The organism is Streptomyces sp. AM 4-1-1 (assembly GCF_029167625.1).
Classification (GTDB): Bacteria; Actinomycetota; Actinomycetes; order Streptomycetales; family Streptomycetaceae; genus Streptomyces.
In genome coordinates, this window is record NZ_CP119145.1 from 3,017,203 (window position 1) to 3,038,960 (window position 21,758).

At 71.7% G+C, this 21,758-nt stretch carries 20 protein-coding genes and 1 pseudogene; 7 read left to right on the top strand and 14 right to left on the bottom strand.

Annotation, left to right across the window (positions count from 1 at the left end; translation table 11 throughout):
* Positions 1 to 234: 234 nt before the first annotated feature.
* Positions 235 to 918 (bottom strand): annotated as a pseudogene (locus PZB75_RS12815) (VTT domain-containing protein); the annotation flags it as partial.
* A gap of 546 nt (positions 919 to 1,464) precedes the next feature.
* On the opposite strand from PZB75_RS12815, the gene PZB75_RS12820 reads away from it, so the two are divergent.
* Entirely contained in the window at positions 1,465 to 2,895 is a 1,431-nt protein-coding gene (locus PZB75_RS12820; protein WP_275535432.1) for a glutamate decarboxylase, read from the top strand.
* A gap of 214 nt (positions 2,896 to 3,109) precedes the next feature.
* Positions 3,110 to 3,757, top strand: coding sequence for a TetR/AcrR family transcriptional regulator (locus tag PZB75_RS12825; RefSeq protein ID WP_275538687.1), 648 nt, complete (start codon positions 3,110 to 3,112; stop codon positions 3,755 to 3,757).
* Positions 3,758 to 4,026: 269 nt separating this feature from the next.
* Here PZB75_RS12825 and PZB75_RS12830 read toward each other — a convergent pair whose 3' ends face one another.
* The 6 genes from PZB75_RS12830 to PZB75_RS12855 all read right to left on the bottom strand — a co-directional run bounded on the left by PZB75_RS12830 (position 4,027) and on the right by PZB75_RS12855 (position 9,592).
* Positions 4,027 to 4,812, bottom strand: a complete 786-nt coding sequence (locus tag PZB75_RS12830; RefSeq protein ID WP_275535433.1) for an ABC transporter permease — start codon at positions 4,810 to 4,812, stop codon at positions 4,027 to 4,029.
* Entirely contained in the window at positions 4,809 to 5,759 is a 951-nt protein-coding gene (locus PZB75_RS12835) for an ATP-binding cassette domain-containing protein (protein WP_275538688.1), read from the bottom strand. The genes PZB75_RS12830 and PZB75_RS12835 overlap by 4 nt, the downstream gene beginning before the upstream one ends.
* 80 nt (positions 5,760 to 5,839) lie before the next feature.
* Positions 5,840 to 6,481 (bottom strand): PadR family transcriptional regulator, encoded by a 642-nt coding sequence (locus PZB75_RS12840; RefSeq protein WP_275535434.1) that lies wholly within the window; start codon positions 6,479 to 6,481, stop codon positions 5,840 to 5,842.
* A 17-nt stretch (positions 6,482 to 6,498) separates the two neighbouring features.
* Positions 6,499 to 7,059, bottom strand: a complete 561-nt coding sequence (locus PZB75_RS12845) for a DinB family protein (protein WP_275535435.1) — start codon at positions 7,057 to 7,059, stop codon at positions 6,499 to 6,501.
* A gap of 158 nt (positions 7,060 to 7,217) precedes the next feature.
* Positions 7,218 to 8,675 (bottom strand): aldehyde dehydrogenase family protein, encoded by a 1,458-nt coding sequence (locus tag PZB75_RS12850; protein WP_275535436.1) that lies wholly within the window; start codon positions 8,673 to 8,675, stop codon positions 7,218 to 7,220.
* Between the two features lie 53 nt (positions 8,676 to 8,728).
* Complete coding sequence (locus tag PZB75_RS12855; protein ID WP_275535437.1) at positions 8,729 to 9,592, bottom strand: helix-turn-helix transcriptional regulator; 864 nt, start codon at positions 9,590 to 9,592, stop codon at positions 8,729 to 8,731.
* A gap of 348 nt (positions 9,593 to 9,940) precedes the next feature.
* Here PZB75_RS12855 and PZB75_RS12860 point away from each other — a divergent pair, with 348 nt between their 5' ends.
* Entirely contained in the window at positions 9,941 to 10,495 is a 555-nt protein-coding gene (locus PZB75_RS12860; protein ID WP_275535438.1) for an ATP-binding protein, read from the top strand.
* 13 nt (positions 10,496 to 10,508) lie between these two features.
* On the opposite strand, the gene PZB75_RS12865 is transcribed toward PZB75_RS12860, so the two are convergent.
* A complete protein-coding gene (locus PZB75_RS12865; RefSeq protein WP_275535439.1) occupies positions 10,509 to 10,751 on the bottom strand; it encodes a DUF397 domain-containing protein in 243 nt (80 codons plus the stop codon).
* A 271-nt stretch (positions 10,752 to 11,022) separates the two neighbouring features.
* Here PZB75_RS12865 and PZB75_RS12870 point away from each other — a divergent pair, with 271 nt between their 5' ends.
* Entirely contained in the window at positions 11,023 to 11,550 is a 528-nt protein-coding gene (locus PZB75_RS12870; RefSeq protein ID WP_275535440.1) for a hypothetical protein, read from the top strand.
* A gap of 186 nt (positions 11,551 to 11,736) precedes the next feature.
* Here PZB75_RS12870 and PZB75_RS12875 read toward each other — a convergent pair whose 3' ends face one another.
* From PZB75_RS12875 to PZB75_RS12885, 3 genes are all read right to left on the bottom strand, one after another.
* Positions 11,737 to 13,839: an FUSC family protein gene (locus tag PZB75_RS12875; RefSeq protein ID WP_275535441.1), complete on the bottom strand. Its 2,103-nt coding sequence runs from the start codon at positions 13,837 to 13,839 to the stop codon at positions 11,737 to 11,739.
* Between the two features lie 210 nt (positions 13,840 to 14,049).
* Positions 14,050 to 15,234 carry a DUF2786 domain-containing protein gene (locus PZB75_RS12880; protein ID WP_275535442.1) on the bottom strand — a complete coding sequence of 395 codons (1,185 nt, stop codon included), beginning with the start codon at positions 15,232 to 15,234 and terminating at the stop codon, positions 14,050 to 14,052.
* 101 nt (positions 15,235 to 15,335) lie between these two features.
* Positions 15,336 to 15,506, bottom strand: a complete 171-nt coding sequence (locus PZB75_RS12885) for a hypothetical protein (RefSeq protein ID WP_275535443.1) — start codon at positions 15,504 to 15,506, stop codon at positions 15,336 to 15,338.
* A 19-nt stretch (positions 15,507 to 15,525) separates the two neighbouring features.
* Here PZB75_RS12885 and PZB75_RS12890 point away from each other — a divergent pair, with 19 nt between their 5' ends.
* Both PZB75_RS12890 and PZB75_RS12895 read left to right on the top strand, forming a co-directional pair.
* On the top strand, positions 15,526 to 15,717 hold the full coding sequence (locus PZB75_RS12890) for a hypothetical protein (protein WP_275535444.1): 192 nt from the start codon (positions 15,526 to 15,528) through the stop codon (positions 15,715 to 15,717).
* 86 nt (positions 15,718 to 15,803) lie between these two features.
* A complete protein-coding gene (locus PZB75_RS12895) occupies positions 15,804 to 17,549 on the top strand; it encodes a bifunctional 3'-5' exonuclease/DNA polymerase (protein WP_275535445.1) in 1,746 nt (581 codons plus the stop codon).
* A 117-nt stretch (positions 17,550 to 17,666) separates the two neighbouring features.
* Here the strand turns inward: PZB75_RS12895 and PZB75_RS12900 are convergent, their stop codons facing one another.
* The 3 genes from PZB75_RS12900 to PZB75_RS12910 form a co-directional block, all read right to left on the bottom strand.
* Positions 17,667 to 17,873, bottom strand: coding sequence for a hypothetical protein (locus PZB75_RS12900; protein ID WP_275535446.1), 207 nt, complete (start codon positions 17,871 to 17,873; stop codon positions 17,667 to 17,669).
* 454 nt (positions 17,874 to 18,327) lie between these two features.
* Positions 18,328 to 19,176 (bottom strand): carbohydrate-binding protein, encoded by an 849-nt coding sequence (locus PZB75_RS12905; protein ID WP_275535447.1) that lies wholly within the window; start codon positions 19,174 to 19,176, stop codon positions 18,328 to 18,330.
* A 197-nt stretch (positions 19,177 to 19,373) separates the two neighbouring features.
* Positions 19,374 to 20,741, bottom strand: coding sequence for an alpha-lytic protease prodomain-containing protein (locus PZB75_RS12910; RefSeq protein ID WP_275538689.1), 1,368 nt, complete (start codon positions 20,739 to 20,741; stop codon positions 19,374 to 19,376).
* Positions 20,742 to 20,958: 217 nt separating this feature from the next.
* Between PZB75_RS12910 and PZB75_RS12915 the strand changes: the two genes are divergently transcribed.
* Positions 20,959 to 21,669, top strand: a complete 711-nt coding sequence (locus PZB75_RS12915; protein ID WP_275535448.1) for a phosphotransferase — start codon at positions 20,959 to 20,961, stop codon at positions 21,667 to 21,669.
* Positions 21,670 to 21,758: the final 89 nt, after the last annotated feature.

Sequence of the window (21,758 nt, forward strand, 5' to 3'; positions counted from 1 at the left end):
GGCACCGCTCGCCGGACCGTATCCGGAGCCCTGTCCCGGGCCGTCGGGCGGGCCGTAGCCGGTCGCGTTACCCGGGCCGTACCCCACTCCGTCGGCCGGACCGAAACCCGTCCCGTCCGCCGGGCCGAAACCACCGGTACCACCGGCACCACCGGGCCCGTACCCCGAACCGTCCCCCGCCGGTCCGAAGCCCGGTCCCGGACCGGGGCCGAAGCCAGGGTCGTCCCCCGGCCCGCCGGCCGCGCCCGGCTCCGGTGCGTCGTCACCGTCGGCGGCTCCCGCCGCGTCCCGCTCCTTCTTCGACGTGCCTCGGGCGCGCAGGAACTCGATCGCGATCGGCACCACGGAGATCAGCACGATCAGGACGAGCATCATCTCGATGTGCTGGTGCACGAAGTCGATCCTGCCGAGCCCGGCGCCGAGCAGGGTGACCCCGACGCCCCACAGCACACCGCCGATGACGTTGTACGTGATGAAGGAGCGGTAGTTCATCCGGCTCACACCGGCGATGATCGGCGTGAACGTCCGGACGATCGGGACGAACCTGGCCAGGACCAGCGACTTCGGGCCGTGCTTCTCGAAGAACTCGTGGGCCTTCTCCACGTTCTCCTGTTTGAAGAGGCGGGAGTCGGGCCGCTTGAACAGCGAGGGTCCCACCTTGCGGCCGAAGAGGTAGCCGACCTGGTCGCCGATCACGGCCGCCAGCGCCACCAGCACGCAGACAAGCCACAGCGGTGTGTGCAGTTTGTCCGTCGTGACCAGCAGACCCGTCGTGAAGAGCAGCGAGTCACCGGGCAGGAAGAAGCCGATCAGCAGTCCGGACTCGGCGAAGACGATGACGAGGACGCCGATCAGCCCGAACTGACCGATCAGATGGTCCGGGTCCAGCCAGCTCGGTCCGAGCGCAAGCGTATTCAAGGGTCCGGGGCTCCAGGATCGTTCGACGGGCAGCGGCGATGGCCGCCCCAAGCTATCAACGCCACGGGTCCGCCCCCGGTTCCAGTGGGCCGCGTGGGGATGGACACAGCGGTGAGCGGGGCAACGGGGTGAACAGGAGGCGCCACCGAAGAGCACGCCCCAGCGGGGTCGGCCGGGCCCGCCCCCGGGTTCGTGGACGTGGTGCTCAGGCCGCGTGTGCTGGACGGAGTTCCGCTCGCCGTCCGCCGGAGTACGGGAGGGCGGCGGGGGAAGGCGCGGGAGGCAGTGGGGCGTCGGCCGTGGCGTCCGCCGTCTCTGCCCCGTTCCGGTGATCGGCCGGGGCGGTCCGGGCTGACGCGGTGATCGGGCGGGCGGTCGACGCGCCCGGCAGCGGAAACGCACGTACCGTCGGCTTCGCATGATTTGTCGGAATTTTTGTGATCGGTGCGTGGGTGCGGAGCGTCGCCCCGTTCGGCCGCCCGGGGCGTCCGCGTGTCCACGCCCCGGTCGCCGGTCGACACCCACGCCGAGAGGAAGCGGTCCCAGATGGCGCTGCACCGAGGTTCGCACGGTGACGAGACGTCCGACGAGCGGCGCAGGCTCGCCCTCAACCCGTTCTTCGGGGAGGCCGACCCCACGGCCGAGATGACGTCGGCACCGCCCCGGCACCGGCTGCCGGACGGCCCGCTGCCCCCGTCCACGGCGTACGGGCTGGTCCACGACGAGCTGATGCTCGACGGCAACTCCCGGCTCAACCTGGCCACCTTCGTCACCACCTGGATGGAGCCCGAAGCCGCGCGGCTGATGGGTGAGTGCCAGGACAAGAACATGATCGACAAGGACGAGTACCCGCGCACCGCCGAGCTGGAACGGCGCTGTGTGGCGATGCTCGCCGATCTCTGGAACGCCCCCGATCCCTCGGCCGCGGTGGGCTGTTCGACGACCGGCTCCAGCGAGGCGTGCATGCTCGCCGGTCTGGCGCTGAAGCGGCGCTGGGCGACCAGCAACGCCGACCGCTATCCCTCGACCGCCCGGCCCAATCTGGTGATGGGCATCAATGTGCAGGTCTGCTGGGAGAAGTTCTGCAACTTCTGGGAGGTGGAGGCACGGCAGGTCCCGATGGAGGGCGGCCGCTTCCATCTCGACCCGCAGGCCGCCGCCGAGCTGTGCGACGAGAACACCATCGGGGTGGTCGGCATCCTGGGTTCCACCTTTGACGGTTCCTACGAGCCGATCGCGGACCTCTGCGCCGCCCTGGACGACCTCCAGGAGCGCACCGGGCTCGACGTCCCGGTCCATGTGGACGGGGCGTCCGGCGCGATGATCGCGCCGTTCCTCGACGAGGACCTGGTCTGGGACTTCCGGCTCCCCCGGGTCTCCTCGATCAACACGTCCGGACACAAGTACGGGCTGGTCTACCCGGGCGTCGGCTGGGCGTTGTGGCGCTCGCCCGCCGAACTCCCCGAGGAACTGGTCTTCCGGGTGAACTACCTCGGTGGTGACATGCCGACCTTCGCGCTGAACTTCTCCCGGCCCGGCGCCCAGGTGGTGGGGCAGTACTACACGTTCCTGCGGCTGGGCCGGGCGGGCTACCGGGCGGTCCAGCAGACGGCCCGGGACATCGCACGCGCCACCGCCGAACGCATCGAGGACCTGGGTGACTTCCAGCTCCTCACCAGGGGCGACGAGTTGCCGGTGTTCGCGCTGACGACGACACCGGACGTACGGAACTACGACGTGTTCGACGTGTCACGGCGACTGCGCGAACACGGCTGGCTGGTGCCCGCGTACACCTTCCCGGCCAACCGCCAGGACCTGTCGGTGCTCCGGGTGGTGTGCCGCAACGGCTTCTCGTCCGACCTGGCCGCGCTGCTGGTGGACGATCTGCGCCGACTGCTGCCCGAGCTGCGTGAGCAGCCCCGGCGGGCCGCCCAGGACGGGCGGAAGAAGGAAGCGCTGACCGCCTTCCACCACTGACCGGCCCCCTCGTCACCCCGCCGCGCCGCTTCACCCGATGGGGTGGCGACCGTGTCAGAGGCACTGGCCAGGGGCCGAGCGAGGACAATAGTGCAGGGGTATGCGCAGAGGTGGCAGAGCCTCCCCGGCACCCGCGTCCCGCTCAACCGAGGCCGGGCAGCCCGTGGTTGCCGTCCGTGTCGCACCAGATCGAGGAGGACCGGTTGTGGATGCCTTGGCGAAGCAGCGAGCCGTATCGGACGAGGAGTTCCGGGAGAACGCGAGAAGCGACGAGTACCGGCTCAGGTGCCGTGAGCGGCTTCTCGCGGCCGGGTGCGAACTCTTCTCCTCTCGTGGGTACGTACATACGGCACTTGAGGACCTGTGCGCCGAAGCGGGCGTGTCGGAGCGGGAGTTCCACCAGGAGTTCACCTCGCAGGAGGCCCTGCTGATCGCCCTGCACGACGAGGTGACGTCCTGCGGGCTGCGCGCGGCGGAGAGCGCGCTGCTGGCCGAGGGCATGGATCAGTGCAGCACCCGGGAGCGGGTCGCCCTGCTGTTCGACGCGTACGTGCTGGCGGTCACCCGGGACCCGCGGGCCGCCCGGGTGGCGTTCGTCGAAGTGCTCGGGGTCAGCCACCGGGTGGACGAGCACCTGCTGATGTGGCGCAACCGCTGGGTGGAGTTCCTGACCGCCGAGGCCGAGCGCGCGGTGAGCCGGGGCGAGGCCGCCGACCGTGAGCACGGTGTCACGGTCGTGGTGACGATCGGTTCGTGCAACGAGCTGATGGCGCACCACAGCCGCCGCCCCCGCCAGGTCACCCCCGCCGAGGTGTCCGCCGAGCTGACCCGCCTCTCGCTGGCCATGCTGGGCGCTCCCTGAGCGTGGAACGGACGGCCGGGGCGGGGCGGGCCCGCACCCGCCGCCGCGTCCCCGTCACGGCCCGGCCCAGAGCCCCCGGCCCCCAGAGCCCCCGGCCCCCGGGGTTCCCGGCCCCGGCCGTCCGTTCCACGACTCGGCCTCCCGAACGACCGGACGCAGCGATCGCACCGGACGCACCGGACGCAGCGATCGCACCGGACGGCCTGTGCGGTGGGTCGGCCGGGCACGGGGGCGCTCGGGTGGCGGAGCAGCCGGTCACCCGGGCCGGGTCAGTGGCTGAGTCGGGCGAACTTCCGTACCGCCAGCGGGAGGAACACCGCGAGCAGCGCCACCGGCCAGGCCACCGCGAGCAGTTCGGCGTGGGCCGATGCCCAGGAGTCCGTCACCGCACCCGGGTTGCCGAACAGTCCCCGCACCGCCGTGGCCGTCGCCGACATCGGGTTCCATTCGACGACCGCGCCCAGCCATCCCGGCATCGACCCGGGCGTCGCGAAGACGTTGGAGAGGAAGCCCACCGGCCAGATCAGGATCTGCACGGCCTGCACCATCTCCGGCCGGCCCGCCACCAGCGCCAGCAGGATGCCGATCCACAGCATCGCGAACCGCAGCAGCAGAAGGAGCCCCACCGCGCCCAGCGCCGGGAGCACCCCGTGGTGCCAGCGCCAGCCGACCGCCCGGCCGACGGCGATCATCACGGCGAGCCCGGCCACCGACTGGAGCATGTCCGCGGCGCTCCGCCCGACCAGGAACGCGCCCGAGGCCATCGGCATCGAGCGGAACCGGTCGACGACCCCCTTGCCGAGGTCCCGGGTCACGGCCAGCATCGTCGACTCCAGGCCGAACGCCATGGTGAGCGCCAGCGTCCCGGGCACCAGGAACTCGGTGTTGTCGCCGTCGACGCCCGTACCACCGCCGACCAGGTAGTTGAACATCAACAGCAGCATCACCGGGAAGACCAGCCCGACGACCACCTGCACCGGCTGCCGCGCCCAGTGCGCCAGTTCACGCCGGGTCATCGTCCAGCAGTCGGTCACCGCCCAGCTCGCCGCGCTCATGCCGCCACCCCCGTCCGCTCCTCGACGCCGTCCTCGGTGAGGGCGAGGAAGACCTCGTCCAGGGTCGGGCGGCGCACGGTGATGTCCTCGGCCTCGATGCCCGCCTCCTCCAGTGCGCGCACGGTCCGGGTCAGGGCCGCCATCCGGTCCCGGGCCGGTGCGCTGATCAGCCGTCGGTCCGGGTCCACGGCGGCGTCCGCGCCGATCAGCGCGACGGCGGCGCCCAACTCGGTCCCATCACGCACGACGACGTCGATCCGGTCGCCGCCCACCCTCGCCTTCAACTCGTCGGCCGTGCCCTCGGCGGCCACCCGCCCGCCGTCGACCACCGAGATCCGGTCGGCGAGCTGGTCGGCCTCCTCCAGATACTGCGTGGTGAGCAGTACGGTCGCGCCGCCGCCGACCAGCGAGCGGACCGCGCTCCACACCTCGGTCCTGCCGCGCGGGTCGAGACCCGTCGTCGGCTCGTCCAGGAACAGCACCTCCGGATCGGTGATCAGCGAGGCGGCCAGGTCGAGCCGCCGCCGCATCCCTCCGCTGTAGCGGGCGACCGCCTTGCGGCCGGTGTCCGCGAGCCCGAACCGGTCGAGCAGTTCGTCGGCGCGGGCCCCGGCCGGGCGCGCGCCCAGGTGGTGGAGGCGGCCGAACATCTCCAGGTTCTGCCGGCCGCTCAGCTCCTCGTCGACCGCCGCGTGCTGGCCGAGCAGTCCGATCCGCCGCCGCACCTCGTACGCCTGGGTGCGCACGTCGTGTCCCGCCACCTCCACCCGGCCCCCGTCGTGCCGCAGCAGCGTGGCGAGGACCCGTACCGCCGTGGTCTTGCCCGCCCCGTTGGGGCCGAGCAGGCCGTGCACCGTGCCGCGCGGGACCGCGAGGTCCAGTCCGTCCAGGGCGCGCTTCTCCCCGTACCTCTTGTGCACGCCTGTCATGACGATCGCGTCCGTCAACGTCCTCACCACTCCCCCTCTTAGTCAAATTTGACTAGACGGTCGAGGATAACCAGTCCGGACCCATTGGTCAAACTTGATCAGTGAGCGTCCCGGGGGTCGGACACCCCGGTCGCGTACGGATTCTCCTGGCCCTCGGCGAGCACCGCGACGAACGGCTCGCCCTCGCCCGCGAAGGTGTAGGCACCACCCTCGATGCGCTCGATCAGGCCCTCGGTCCACTCCGCCCCCGCATCCGCGGAGTGGACCCACATGTTCATGATCTCGCCGATGTGCCCGATCGACTCGGGCCCGTCCTCCGGCGTGTAGTGGTCCGTGACCGAGGCCCGCCAGGCCCTGATGGCCGCCACCCGCCGTCTGAGCAGCGCCACCGCCTCGACCCGCTCCAGATCGACGACGAAGCCGAGGCCCGCCGAGAGCACGTCCATCTTCTGGTCGTACGTGACCAGCGAGGCGCGCAGCAGCGTGAAGTACTCCTCGGTGCCGCGCCCGGTGATCTCGTACTCCGTGCGGGGCGGACCGCCCGCGGTGCTCGGGGCCACCTCGTGGGCGAGCAGCAACCCCTGCTTGGCCATCTGCTTCAGCGCGTGGTAGACGGAACCCGGCTTGGCGGTGGACCACTCGTGGGCACCCCAGTACTCCAGGTCGTTGCGGACCTGATAGCCGTGCGCCCGGCCGTGCTGTCGTACGGCGCCGAGGACCAGCAGCCGGATCGCGGACATACCACCCGTCTTTCTACTCAATTTTGACCAGGGTAGCCCGCCCCCTTCGCCTCGTCGGCGATCAGCTCGAAGGCGGTACGGCCGTCCAGCGACTCACGGATGATGTCGGCGTGCCCGGCGTGCCGGGCGGTCTCCTCGACGAGGTGGACCAGCAGCCAGCGCATCGAACACTGTTCGTCCTTCGGGAACCAGGGCGCCTCGGGCAGCGGGAAGGTCCCGTTCATGTCCTCCACCGAGCGGATGAACTTCTCGGTCTGCGCGGAGACGTCGGCCCAGAACTCCAGCATCTCGCGCACGGTCTCGTCGCCGACCAGACGGAAGCTCTCCGCCCAGGTCTCCTGGGTGCGCCGCTTCTCGTTCGGCTGCCGCTGGGCCATCCGCAGCCAGTTCAGCTCCGTCTCGGCGCAGTGCTTGAGCAGCCCGGAGAGCGACAGCTCACTGGCGCTCGGCCGGCTCGCGGCCTGCTCCTCGGTGAGTCCGAGCAGGGAGCGCCGAACGGCGCCGCGCTGGGCCTCGACAAAGGCGAGGAGCATTCCGCGCTCGTCCTCGGGGGCTCCTGCGGGAACGTGCGTGACCATGGTGTGTCCGTCCGTCGTGGGCCTGCGCCCGGTGTGTTTCTCGCCGACACCGGTAAAGCTACGGGCCCTTCAGGACAGCTTCTGTCCTAAAGGGCCCGTCGGGCGGGGGCAGTTCACAGGCCGGCATCGGCCCCCTGGCGGACAGGGGGGCGACGGCGTCAGAACGGGAACCGGGAGCGGCCGTGCTGCACCGAGATCCACTTCTGGGTGGTGAACGCCTCCAGCATCGACTCGCCGTTCAGCCGGCCGACACCGGAGTGCTTCTCGCCGCCGAAGGGGACGATCGGCTCGTCGTGGACGGTGCTGTCGTTGATGTGGATCATGCCGGTCTCGATCCGGCGGGCGAAGCGCACGCCGCGCTCCACGTCCCCGGTGTGCACCGCGCCACTCAGCCCGTACGGGGTGTCGTTGGCGATCCGTACCGCCTCCTCCTCGCCGTCGAACGGCACCAGGATCGCCACCGGGCCGAAGATCTCCTGCGTCAGCAGGGGGGAGTCGGCGGCCAGTCCGGTCAGCACCGAGGGGCTGACGAGGTTGCCGTCGACGCCGCCGTGCAGCAGCGCCGTGGCGCCCGCGGCCACGGCCTGGTCGACGAGCTTGGACACGGATTCGGCCTGGGTGGAGTTGATCAGCGGGCCGATGTGGGTCGCCGGGTCCGCCGGGTCGCCGACCCGGAGCGAGCCGACCTTGGCGACGAACTTCTCGCTGAACTCCTTCTCGACCTTCCGGTCCACCAGGATTCGGTTCGCCGCCATGCAGACCTGGCCCTGGTGCACGTACCGGCTGAAGACCGCGGCGTCCACGGCGTAGTCGATGTCGGCGTCGTCCAGGACGATGAGCGCGCTGTTGCCGCCGAGTTCCAGCACCGAGCGCTTGAAGTTGGCCGCGCACACGGTCGCCACGTGCCGCCCGACCGCGTCGGAGCCGGTGAAGGAGATGACCTTGGGGACCGGGTGCTCGATCAGCATGTCGCCGATCTCCGCGATGTCGGTGATCACCACGTTCAGCAGTCCGCCCGGCAGCCCCGCGTCCTCGAACAGCTTCGCCACCAGGGCGCCACCGCAGATCGGTGTGTTCTGGTGCGGCTTGAGGACCACGGCGTTGCCGAGTGCCAGGGCCGGGGCCACCGACTTGATCGACAGCAGGAACGGGAAGTTGAACGGGCTGATGACACCGACCACGCCGACCGGGACCCGGTAGACCCGGTTCTCCTTGCCGTCGACCGGCGAGGGAAGGATGCGGCCGGTGGACTGGAGCGAGAGGTGGACCGCCTCGCGCAGGAACTCCTTGACGAGGTGCAGCTCGAAGGCCGCCTTCAGCCGGGTGCCGCCCAGCTCCGCGACGATGGCGTCGCTGATCTCCTCCTCGCGGTCCTCGACGATCCGCAGCGCCCGCTCGAAGACCAGCCGTCGCGAGTACGGGTTGGTCTCGGCCCATGCCTTCTGCGCGCGCTCGGCCGCCCGGTACGCCCGGTCCACCTCGTCGGCCGTGGCCACGGTGATCGACGCGAGCCGGTCACCGTTGTACGGATTGAAATCGATGATGTCCCAGGAACCGCTCCCCGGCTTCCACTCACCGTCGATGTACTGATGGGCCAGGTCAGTGAAGAAGGACATGAGATCCCTTACCGCAGAGCCGACAACTGATGTCCGGTCATCGTACTTATGTTTCAGGAGAGTTGGAGTAGACCACGCAACAGGTCCCGGCTTTCGTCCGGATCGGGGCTGTCCCCCTGGAGCCGGCCCATCACCCGCTCGTACTGGACGACGTCCTCGCGCTTGTCGAGATACAGCGCGCTGGTGAGCTGTTCCAAATACACGAGGTCGGACAGGTCCGATTCGGAGAAGCGCAGCATCGTGAAGGCGCCGCTCTCGCCCGCGTGCCCGCCGAAGCTGAACGGCATCACCTGCACCGTGACGTTGGGCCGCTCGGAAATGTCTATCAAGTGCTTCAACTGCCCCCGCATGACGGCCCGGTCGCCGTACGGGCGGCGCAGCGCGGACTCGTCGAAGACGACGTGCAGATGAGAGGGGTTCTCGGACACGAGGATCTTCTGACGTTCCAGCCGCAGGGCGACCCGGCGGTCGATCTCCGCGGTGGTGGCTCCGGTCATGCCCCGTGAGACGACCGCGTGCGCGTAGTCCTCGGTCTGCAACAGACCGTGTACGAACTGGAGTTCATAGATACGGATGAGTGAGGCGGCACCCTCCAGACCGATATATGTCTGGAACCAGCCGGGCAGCACATCGCCGTAGCTGTGCCACCAGCCCGCCACATTGGCCGCCCGCACCAGGCCGAGCAGAGCGTCGCGCTCCACCTCGTCCGTGACGCCGTACAGCGTGAGCAGGTCCTCGACGTCCCTGGTCTTGAAGCTCACCCGTCCCAACTCCATGCGGCTGATCTTCGATTCAGAAGCACGGATGGAGTAGCCGGCCGCCTCGCGGGTGATGCCACGGGACTCACGCAGCCGCCTGAGTTGCGACCCCAGCAGGATGCGCCGCACCACAGATCCACTCGACTCGTCCGCCGTCACTGGTCCGACCCTTCCCCATCGCTTCCCTGGCGTAGGGCTTGCTCCCCCGAGCCCCAAGTGCCGGATTGTGCCATCAAAACGCTTCAGCCCGTACACATTCGATTACGGAGATGAGAAGACCGGCCGAAACCTACGAAAGTCAACGTAGGAAGAAATGAGCAAGAACCATCACGGGTGCGGACAGGTCGGTCGCGTGCACGTGCATCTGCCCTTGCATCTGCCCTGCGCATTCGGAACGATGGCGATCGCGCACCTGCGTGCTCGTTCGTGTTGTGCCGCTGTACCACCGTAGTTCTGCTACAGCCGCGAATCCCGGGAGTGCCTCGCATGGGGACGAATGGATCGACGATGCTCGAGCCCTTAAGGCAGGGGCTTCCCCCGATCGATCCCGCCGCTGTCGCCGGGTCCGCCTCGTGCGCGCTCCCCGCGCGGTACGAAGCGGTGGGCGGGGCAAGGAAGTTCACCAGGACGACCCTGACCCAGTGGGGCCTGGACGACCGCTTCGACGATGTGGCGCTGGTCGTCTCCGAACTGGTCACCAACGCCCTGCGGCACGCCGTGGCGCCGGAGACGCGCCGGGAGGCCGCCGAGATACCCCGGCAGTCCGACCGGGACACCGCCCGGGACGGCATACGGGGGCTCCGCGACGCGGCGGTGCGGCTGCACCTGATGCGCTGGTCCTCACGTCTGGTGTGCGCGGTGCGCGATCCCAGTCAGGCGAGCCCGGTCGCGGGCGAGGCGGCGGACTCGGCGGAGTCGGGCCGCGGTCTCTTCCTGGTGGAGTCCTTCAGCGACAGCTGGGGATGGCACCCGTCCCCGATGCTGGCGGGGGACACCCCGGCCGCCGGTACGCCGCGCGGCAAGGTGGTCTGGGCGCTGTTCCGGCTGACCGACGCCGTATGAGGGCGGGCGGCGGTCAGCCGCCCGCCGCCAGATGGTCGAACTCCCCGTCCTTCACGCCGAGCAGCAACGCCTCTATCTCGGCGGGTGTGTACACCAGGGCCGGCCCGTCGGGGTGGCGCGAATTGCGCATCGCCACATTCCCGCCGGGCAGTTTCGCGAACTCCACGCAGGAGCCCTGCGAGTTGCTGTGTCTGCTCTTCTGCCAGACGGCTCCGCGAAGCTCTGTGGCCGCCATGCCGTTGTACACGTCGTGCACAGGACGCTCCCCGAGTTGCAAGGTGCAAGTGTCAACTGATCTCGGATCATAGCTGTGTTCATATGCCGATGCATGAGCGCCTGCATGTGCGGATGCACGTGCACGCCGGGTGTTCCCTCGGTTACAGCTCCGCGGTATCACCCGCGCACTCATGTGAAGGATGTCTGAGAAGAAGACGAACGGCATGCCTATTTGGCTCCCGGTACGGCGAGTTGACCGGTGGACGCTGGTAACTTGATCGGGCTTTCGACCAACAAAGGGGGAATTCCACATGCGCCGGATCGCACGGGGGACCGCTGTTCTCACCGCCGGACTTGTCACCGCGCTGATACTCAGCGGCTGCGGCGGTGACGAATCCAGTGACGGAAGTGACAAGAACGACGGCCGTAAGGAGTCGGCCGTGTCGACGGGAGGCGGCTCGGACGGCCGTGACGACGACTCGGGGAAGTCGGGCGCCGCGGCGCTGGACGGTTCATGGGCGGGGCTGACCGACGGCAAGGCGGTCGTCCTGACGGTGACCGGCGACACGGCCACGCTCGTCGCGGGTCAGCACGTCTGCCAGGGGTCGGTGAAGAGGGCGGAGAGCGCGACGCTGGCCCTCACCTGTGTCGACGGGGACACCGGGCGGGCGTCGGGCACCGTCGACTCCCATGACGGGAGCGCCATCGTGGTCTCGTGGGGCGGCGGGATCACGGACAAGCTCACCAGGGCGACGGGGAGCGGTCTGCCCAGCACGCTGCCGTCGAATCTGCCGACCGGCATGCCCACCGGTCTGCCGTCGGGCCTGCCCACGCTCTGACCAGGACGTGCGGAGGGGGGCGGGGCGTGCGGGCCGGGCGGGACCGGGGGTGTACCGGGCGTGCGGGCGGCACGCGGCGATGCTGAGCCGGACGCGCGGGCGGGACGCGCGGGGCGACGGGGTGCCGGACGGCGTGCGGGCGGCCTGCGGATGTGCGAGACGCGTGGGCCTGCCGGGCCTGGGGGTTCACGGGCCGGCCCGCAGCCCGCGCGAGAACTCCTCCAGCGCTTGAAGCAGTTGTTCCGCCCCGTTCCGGAGCAGCGGGTCGCTCCGCTCGACGCCGTCCGCCCGCTCCTCGGCCTCCTCCGCGTCCCACTGGACCAGGACCTCGCGCACCGCGTCCCATTCCGGGACGCGCCGTTCCCGTACCGCCTTCGCGCCCTTCTCGGTGGCCTTGCGCAGGGCGTCGGCGAGTTGGGCGGCGGCGGGTACGGGGCGGGCCGCGCGCTCCGGCAGGTGCGCCTCCAGCACCATCGCGACCCGGCCGAGCTGGGCGAGCGCGAGCTGGGTCTCCCCGGCGGCGGCGCGGGACAGACCCCGGTTGCGTACGGGCTCGTGCTGGGCCGTGGCCAGGGCGGTCTGCCAGTCGACCCGGGCCTGGCGGGTGGCGATCAGCGCGGTGCGCACCGCTTCGAGGTCCCTGGCCGACGGGTCGGCGTACTGGTCGACGACCGCGGCGGCGTACCGCCCGTCCGAGACCAGCCAGTCGGCGAGCCTGCCGCGCAGCCTGGGCGTCTCCCAGGCCGGGAACGCGGCGTACGAGACCATCGCGAGCACCCCGCCCGCGAGGGTGAGGACGACCCGTTCGGGGACGGTCTGCGACCAGTCGTCGCCCGCCATGCCGAGCAGGAAGACGACGTACGCGGAGACGCAGACCTGGCCGACCACATAGCCGGTGCGCATCAGCAGGTACATCAGCCAGGCGCAGGCCACGGCGAGCGCGGCGGAGAGGACGGCGCCGGGATGGGTGGCCTCCACGAGGCCGGTGGCGACCGCGACCCCGACGATCGTGCCGCAGAGACGGGCGACGGACCGTGAGTACGTCTGGGAGAACTCGGGGCGCATCGCCATGACGGCCGCCATCGGAGCCCAGTAGCCGTGGCCGAGCGGCAGGGTGGTGCCGATCAGATAGCCGACGGAGGCCACCGCGGAGACCCGGACGGCGTGCCGCAGGATCGGTGAGCCCCGGCGCAGTTCGCCGCGGATCGCCGTCAGCACGACGGGGATCAGCCGAAGGAGCGTGGGGCGGGGGCGGTGTGGGAGTCCGGCGTCCTCGGTGGCGCTCCGGTCGCCCGTGCCCGTGCCCGCGCCCTCGGCGGTCTCCAGGACGTCGGCGAGCAGCGCGGTGAGCCGGTCGGCCGCGCGCCGGGGCGGTCCGGCGAGGATCACCCCGGTGTCGGGGGTCTTCAGGAGCGAGAGGGCCGGGGCGGGGAGCTGTACGGGGTCGCCGTGCCGGATGGCGCGGGCCGCCGCGTCGAGCACCACGCCGGCGGCGCCCAGCAGTTCACGGACCCTGGACCGTTCGTCGCCCTCCTCGGGCACCCCCAGCGCCGGGTCGGCGAGCGAGGCGAGCACCGGCCTGATCCGCTCCGCGACGCCTCGGGCGCCGTGCAGCTCCGCGGGGCGGCGGCGGGCCTGGCGCGGGGTGACGGCGGCCGCGTTGCGGGCGGTCATGAGCGGTTCGGGGTCGAAGTGGGCGACCGGGTCGTGGCGCAGTCGACGGGCGTAGTCGGCCTCGGCGGCCAGGGCGTCGGCGAGCGCGTCGCGCTGGGCGCCCCATCTGCGTACCGGGAAGAGGACGATCAGCCCCGCCTGGACCACTCCGCCGACCGCGATCATCGCGGCGTGCACGGCCGCTCCGCCCACGGAGGTGGGCAGGGTGACCGTCACCAGCATGATCGCCACGTTGGAGGTGGCGATGATGCCGCCGGTCGGGCCGGCCGCCCATGCCAGACCCGCCCCGAACGTCCAGAGCGCGAGCAGCACCACGAACAGGGCGGTGTGGGAACCGGTGAGATAGCCGAGGAACGTCGACACGGCGAGGCTCGCGCCGGAGACGAGGGCGAGGACGGGGCGGGGGCGCCAACTGCGCTGGAAGGTGGCGATGGCCGCCTGGAACGCGCCGAACGCGGAGCTGGCGGCGACCACGGGCCCGAAGACGGCGAGGCTGACGCCGACGACGAGCGCGAGACCGATGGCGCCGCGGAGTGCGACGAGCGGTTCGAGACGCCGCTGCTCGATCTTCAGCCCCGAGCGGGCGGTCTCCTTGATCGCCCGGAGCCAGCTCATGTGCCGAGCCTAACCGGAATGATGGACAAGACCGACTTTCGGAACGTAAAGGGCGGCATGGGGCCGACGCCGTCCGGGGCGGACGTACGCGAAGATCGTCTGCCCGTGGTCCCGCGATGAATGCGTGCCGGTGGGTCGGGGGCGGGAGCGGGGGTGGTCCGATGAACACCTGCCGACGGGGGCGAGGGGCGGTCCCCGGCGCCCCGTACCTCAGCGGGTGATCCCCCGGTCGCGGCCCGGTCCGCCCGTCCGGGCCCGGTCCGCCGCCTCCGTGCCGTGGGTCCAGCCGTCCGGGTCCGTGGCGCCCCGGACGCGGGTGCTCGTCGTACGGGGGAACATCCGCTCGGCCGCGTCCGTGACCGCGATGTCCCGCGCCGCCAGGGCCGGGAGCAGGTCCGGCGCCGCGTCGCCGCCGCCCGGCCCGGACGCCGTCGAGGCCGCCGTCACGCGGGCCGTGTCCGAGGCGAGGCGCCGCCCCAGCCGCTGGGCGTACGCCATCAGGAAGGACTGCCGGAACGTCTTGGTCCGCTTGCGTCCGCCGGCCCGCTGTCCCGCCTCCGCCTTCGTCATCGCGGCCGTGCCCTGCACCAGCAGCGAGGTGTACAGCAGCTCCACGGACTCCAGGTCGGGTTCGAATCCGACGACGGTAGAGAAGCCGAGGTCGCTGTTCCACACCGCGTGGCAGCGGTTCGCCGAGGCCACCGCGTCCAGCAGGATCGCCTTCGCCGTCTCGTACGGGGCGTCGACCCCGATCCGGCAGGCACCGGGGGCCGCCGCGCTGTGGGTGCGTGCGGCGAGCAGGGCCTCGTCGATGCTGTGCCGGGCCATCAGTTCCTGGGCCTTGGTGGTGAGCGCCTCCGCCTCCTCCGGGAATCCCGTGGCCTCGGCCTTGGCGAGCAGTGCGCGAATCCGGGTGAGCATCCGGGGCTCGTCGTGCGCGGGCGGCAGGCGCGTGGGACGGCCGGGGCCGAACGGGTCGCCGGGCGGCGGGCCGACCGGCTCGACGGCGGGGAGCCGCAGGAGCAGCCGGTAGAGGTCCAGCACGGCGGAGGCGTACGAGAACCGGTCGGGCCGGTTCGGCGGGGGCGGTGCGGGCAGTTCGGCGAGCTGGGCGGACCAGCGGGGCGGCAGGCGCGCGTACCGTCCGGTCTCCGCGGTGATCAGGGCGGCGGCGATACCGGCCCTCGTCCCGTCGAGTTCGCGGCGCACCAGCCGTACGACATCGGCGGGGAGCCAGCCCCGGTCCCAGGCCCGCCGGACGAATTCCTCGCCCCTGCGCAGCAGTTCCGCGTCGGCCGAGGGGTCGGCGGCGAGCAGGGACGCGCCGGTGTCGAGTCCGGCGTCGCCGTCCGAGTAGAGGGCCGCAGCGAATGCCTGGTCGATCACCGGTTCCATGAGGTCAGGGTAAGAGAGGTCGGGGTGGGGGCTGCCCCGCTACTCCCCGGCGGGCGGTGGGACGCGGCGGGCGGTGGGACGCGGCGGTCACCCGCGACCGGTCACCGCGGGCCGCTGTTGAAGAGGATCAGCAGTACGCCGATCGCGATGACCGGCGTGATGACGATGAGCGCCATGCCCACCGGGTTGCGGTGGTTGTAGACGTAACGGTTCGTCCCCCACTTGCTGCGCTTGAGGACGGGTTCGTGGTCGGGGTCGTGATCGTGGCTCATGGGCGTCAGGGTAACGACCATGGCCGCCATTTCGGACGTGGACCTGACAGGCTCGACGGTGGGCCTCCCGGTGGGCCTCCCGACCGGCATCCAGCGCCCGTCCCCCGCGCCGGTCCCGGGGCCCGCCGACGCGGGAGCGGCGGTCGGCCGGTCGGAGGGCGGAGGACGGCGGGCGACGGTCAGCGGGCGACGGCCGACGGACAGCGATTGAGCCACGGCCGCCGCAGCCCGTGGACCACCGCCGATGTCAGTCTCGACGTCAGTGGCGATGTCAGTGGCTGCTGCCAGACTCGATCCATGACCGGACGCTGGGCTGTGACCACGGCAGAGGGCGGCGGGGCGCTCCTCGCGCCGCTGGGGCACGACGGCCTGCCCGCCGGTCCTGTCGTCGCCGAGCCGGACCTCGTCGAGGCCGTGCGGTCGCGGCCCGAGGTGACGCGCTGGGTGTGGCGGTCGACCGCCGGGATCTACCCGAGGCTGCTCACGGCCGGTGTGCGGGTCGAGCGGTGTTATGACATCGAGGCGGCCGAGTCGCTGCTGCTGGCCCATGAGGGCAGGCTGGGCGAGCCCCGGTCGGCGGCGGCCGCCTGGGCCCGGTCGCGCAACGCCCCCGTACCGCCCGATCCGCCGCCCCGGCCCGCCGAGCCGGGCGCGCAGTCGGCGCTGTTCGAGCCGGGCGCCGGGGCGGAGGTGCCGTTCGGGGGGCTTCTCCAGGTGTACGCGGAGCAGCTGCGCCGCCATGACGCCACCGCGCACCCGGACAGGATGCGGCTGCTCACGGCCGCCGAGTCGGCCGGGACCCTGGTGGCCGTCGAGATGAACAGGGCGGGGCTGCCCTGGCGGGCCGATGTGCACCGCGAGGTGCTGGACGGGCTGCTCGGTGAGCGGTACGCGGGCGGTGGGGAGCCCCGCAGACTGGCGGAGCTGGCGGACGAGGTGTCGGCGGCCTTCGGCCGACGGGTGCGGCCGGACCTGCCCGCCGACGTGGTGAAGGCGTTCGCGGAGGCCGGGATCAAGGTGCGGTCGACCCGGCGCTGGGAGCTGGCGGAGCTGGACCACCCGGCGGTGGAGCCGTTGATCGCGTACAAGAAGCTGTACCGGATCTGGACGGCGCACGGCTGGAGCTGGCTCCAGGACTGGGTGCGCGAGGGCCGCTTCCGTCCGGAGTACCAGCCGGGCGGCACGGTCAGCGGGCGCTGGACGACCAACGGCGGAGGGGCGCTCCAGATCCCCAAGGTGATACGCCAGGCGGTGGTCGCGGACGAGGGCTGGCGCCTCGTCGTCGCGGACGCCGACCAGATGGAACCGCGTGTCCTGGCCGCGATCTCCCGCGACCGGGGGCTGATGGAGGTGGCGGGCCAGGAGGGCGATCTCTACACGGCCCTGTCGGACCGCGCGTTCCACGGCGACCGGGACCACGCGAAGCTCGCGCTGCTCGGCGCCGTCTACGGCCAGACGTCCGGGGACGGACTGAAGAACCTGGCGGCGCTGCGGCGGAGGTTCCCCCTCGCCGTGGCCTACGTCGACGACGCGGCGAAGGCGGGTGAGGAGGGCCGTCTGGTGCGGACCTGGCTCGGGCGGACCAGCCCTCCGGTGCCGGGCGCGGACGACGACGGGGAGGCCGGGATACCGCAGGAGGAGGCGGCCGTCGGGGACGGGACGGAAGGAAGCGGGCCGGACGGGGGCTGGGCGGAAAGGGGCGGGGCTGTAGGGCCCGGATCGGGGGCCGGTCACTCGTCGTCGTCCGCGCGGGCGCGCGGCCGGTTCACCCGTAACTTCGTGGTGCAGGGCAGTGCGGCTGACTGGGCGCTGTTGTTGCTGGCGGCGCTCCGGCAGCGGCTGGCCGCCGGGGACCTCCGGGCCGAGCTGGTCTTCTTCCAGCACGACGAGGTGGTCGTGCACTGTCCGGAGGCGGAGGCCGGGGCGGTGGTGGAAGCGATCCGCGCGGCCGGTGAGGTGGCCGGGCGGACCGCGTTCGGGGAGACCCCGGTACGGTTCTCGTTCACGACGGCCGTGGTGGAGCGGTACTCCGACGCCAAGTGACCCGTGCGTTCCGTGCACCCCGTGCGTTCCGTGCACCCCGTGCGTTCCGTGCGCCCCGGGCATACGACCGCGCGTCGGGGCCGGGATCAGGGGCATAACGGGACCAGGGGGCGTGGATCAGGGGCGGTGGCCCGCCCGGTGGCTGCCGTGGCGTGTGGCACCGGTCCGGCCGTTCCCGAGGGCGTCGCCGAACCCGGCGATTCCCCGGTCGCGCGGGGCCGTGTCCAGATGCGTGCGGCGGGCCCGGCTGTTGAGCAGATGGATCGCGATCCAGCCCAGGACGAGCAGTCCCACGACCACGGCCGCGGTGATCAGGATCTCCATGAGAGGCGTCCTCTCCTCGGCTTCCCGGGATCACGCCCACAAATTCACACGGGCTTCGCACCCGCGCGGTGTGCGTCCGACGTCGACGTACGTCCGTACAGCGGTACATCACCGCACTGGCACTTCACCGCACCGGCACATCGGCACGAGAGGGGCGCGGCCGGGTCCTCTCCTCCAGGCTAACGCCGTCGGCCGGAGAGTGCCCGACCCGCACTCCCCCGGTTCGTGCCGAGGAAGTGCGGGGGGCCGTCGGCGCCGGCCGTGGCCGGCAACGGAAGGGCCCCGCTCACGTTTGAGCGGACGTGAGGGGGCCCTTCCGGCTCCCGCGAACGGCCCGGACCGGGAGCGCACCGATCCGGTCCGGGCCAGGCGCGGCACGTGCCCGTACAGAGGGGTGTTCCCACAACCCCGGGTCACGTCCGCGCAGCGGTGGTACGCGTCCGACTGCCGCTGTCTACCCGCGTTCCCACAACGCGGGGACATTCGGGGGCTCCCAGCCGGTGATGGCCGAGTGCCCTTGCAGGCAGCGGTACGCGACCCCGCCGTATGTGACGCGGTCACCCGCCTTGTACAGCGTCCCCGTCGCCCAGGTGCCGCCCGTGGGCGGGTTGGTCGGCGGGTTGGTGGGCGGATTGGTCGGCGGGTTCGTCGGGGTCTGGGCGACGTTGAGCACGAAGTCGAAGGTGCCCTCCTTGCCCGAGCCGACCTGCCGCACGTTCATCAGCAGCACCGGGTCGTAGATGGTGTCGGTGTTGTTGCGCGGCTCGTTCGGGAAGTACAGCTGAGTGGTGATGATGCGCCCACCGGGCGCCTGCGCCTTCACGTGGATGTGCCGCGTCCTGCCGGGGTACAGACCCGGCACGATCGTGGTGAGCGTGAACTTGCCCGACTGGTCGGTGAACTGGTGGCCCCGGAACCCGAAGCCGGCCATGTCGTAGCCGCCGTTGGTGTCGGCCTGCCAGAAGTCGAGGAGCGCCCCGGAGATGGGCTGGCAGGCCCGCCCGAAGACGTATCCGCTGACGGTCAGCGGGACGCCGGGGGTGCTCGACGTGACCAGGCTGGTGCGGAGCGGTGAGTTGGGCTTGAAGTACGGGCCCTCCATCTGCTCCGGCGTGGGGTGGTCGCCGTCGTCGCAGTCGGGGGTCAGGGGCAGGGGACCGCTGCTGGCGCGCTTGTCGCGGGCGAGCGCGACCCCGCCACCCGCGAACAGGGGCACCGCACCGGCGACCACGGCGGCCTTCAGGAGGTTCTTGCGGCTGATCCGCGGGCCGCCGCCGGTCTCTTCGGGTACGTCTGGAGTCATGGCTGATTCCTCGGAATGGGGGAAGGACACGTGCATGACAGGGGGTGCGTGCCGCCCGGCCGGGAGGCACAGGCAAGGCGTTGGCCGGGCGGCGCGCGGTTCGGTTGTTCTCCTACCTGCGGTCCCTCGCGGCTGTTCCGCTCGCACGGACTGATCCGCGCGAGCGGTGACGGCCGCGGGTCGCCGCGTTCAGGTCCTCAGACCTGCTGCCAGAGCGCCGGCACGACCGGAGGAGTCCAGCCGGGCTGCGCCTGGTGTCCCTGGAGGCAGCGGTAGCTGCCGGAGCCGTACGTCACGACATCGCCGGCGTTGTAGTTCGTCCCGGCCGCCCAGGTGCCGCCCGGGTTCGGCGGGTTGGTGGGCGGGCCGGTCGGCGGGTCGGTCGGGGTGCCGCTGGTCACCAGCGTCACGCCGTATGCCTGGAGCGCCGGGTTCACGGGCTGGAAGTACGTCGTACCGCCCTGCGAGCAGTTGCCGGTGCCGCCCGAGGTGACACCCTGCGCCTGGCTGCCGGAGATGAACGAACCGCCGGAGTCACCGGGTTCGGCGCACACGTTGGTGCGGGTCACCATGGAGACGGTGCCCTCCTGGTACGTGACGCTGCTGTTGCGCTGCTGCACGGAGCCGCAGTGCCAGCCGGTCGTCGAACCGGAGCGGCAGACCGAGGAACCCTCGACGGCCTCGGTGGAACCGGTGACCGTCACGTCGCCGTTGCCGTAGCCGTTGACCAGCGGGCGGGCGGTCCAGTTGCTGTTGGCGGCGACCCAGGAGTAGTCACGGCCCGGGAAGGTGGAGCCCTGGAAGGAGCCCTGGGCCTGCTGGTTGACCCCACTGGTGGTCACACCCGGCGTACCGCAGTGCCCGGCGCTGACGAAACCCTGGGTGGTGCCGCGCTTGACGGGGAAGCCGATGGAGCAGCGGCCCTGCCCGTTCATGTAGTACGCGTCACCGCCACGCAGGTCCGCGAACGTCCGCGGCTGCTCGGTGGAGTGACTGACCGTCACCAGCCCGGGAGCGACACCGGCGGAGGTGAGGAAGGCGTTGGCGGCGGCGGCCTGGGTGGCCTCGACGACGACCCGGTTGGTGCGCACGTCGACGTACCAGACCGGCACGTCCTTGGGCGCCTTGTTCAGCGCGACCTTGTCGAGCGCCGCCTTGGCCGCGTCCAGCTCGGCGAGGCTGTGGTCGACGACCTCCGCCTTCGCGCCCGCCTTGGCGATGCGGGTGACATCGGCGGCGTCGGTGGTGGCGACGGTCAGGGCCGCGGCGTCACCGCTGACCCGGGCACCGGCGAAGCTGGCGCCGAGGGACTTCTTGAGCGCGGCGGCCGAGGTCGCGGCCCGGTACTCGTGGGCGATGCGGGTCCTGGCCTCGTTCGCGTCGAGTCCGAGATCACGCTGCATGGCCTTCAGCAGGCCGGGCGAGAGCTGGTCCGCTGCTACGGGGGTGGCCGTACCCGCCGTGGGGGCGGGATCGGCCGAGGCCATTCCGGTCAGACCGGCGAGCGCGAGTGCGCCGACGGCCACTGTGGCGGTACATGCGGCGAGTGCACGTCTACGGAGCATGGTTCTCTCCACGGAACTCTCCTTGGCTTCGGGGGAATTGCCGAAACCGTAGCCGCGTACACGTCAGGTCAGGAGATCCCGTCCGCCCCCTCACTTCACGTTATGGGGGCCGGTCGGCGGGGTGGCGGCACGGGCTCCGGGACACGGCGCCCACGCCCACCGCCGGGCGGTCAAGCCCTCGGGCAGGGCTTGCCGGGAGGGGCACTAGATTCCCCCCATGCGAATAGGTCAATTGCTGGGTTCGGGCCGTACGGCCGATGTGTATGCGCTCGACGACGAGGCGTGGGTGCTGCGCCGCTACCGCGACGGCGCCGACGCCACCCCGGAGGCGGCCGTGATGGCGCACCTCGCGGACCACGGCTTCCCGGTCCCCCGCGTCACCTCCTCCCCGGCCTTCGACTCCCGGTCGGACCTGGTGATGCGCCGCCTCACCGGTACGACGATGCTCCAGGCGCTGCTGGGCGGCGCGCTCACGGCGGACGAGGCCGCGACGGAGATCGCCGGGCTGCTGGATCTGCTGCACACGGTCCCGGCCCGGCTCGCCGCGCACCCCGGGGACCGCGTCCTCCACCTCGATCTGCACCCGGACAACGTGGTCCTGACGCCCGAGGGTCCGGTGGTGATCGACTGGACCACCTCGGCCGAGGGCCCTCCCGGCCGGGACCGGGCCATGTCCGCGCTGATCCTGGCCCAGGTCGCGGTCGACCCGGCGTCCCCCGCCGCCTCGGGCGGCCGGGCACTGCTCACCGCTCTGATGCCCCGGCTCGCCGCGATCGGCGGTGTGCCCGACGACGACCTCGCCCATGTCGCGGCCCATCGCGCCGCGAACCCCATGATGAGCGCGGCGGAGGTGGCCCACGTCGGCCCGGCGGCCGAACTGGTCGCACGGTTGGCGGCGCGCTGCGGGAGCGGGGCGGCCACGGGATGACGTGAGCGCGGGCGGCGGGCGGCGGGCGGCGGGCGGCGGGCGGCACAGGATGCCGTACCGCCGCTCGTACGCGCGGAGCACCCGGAGCG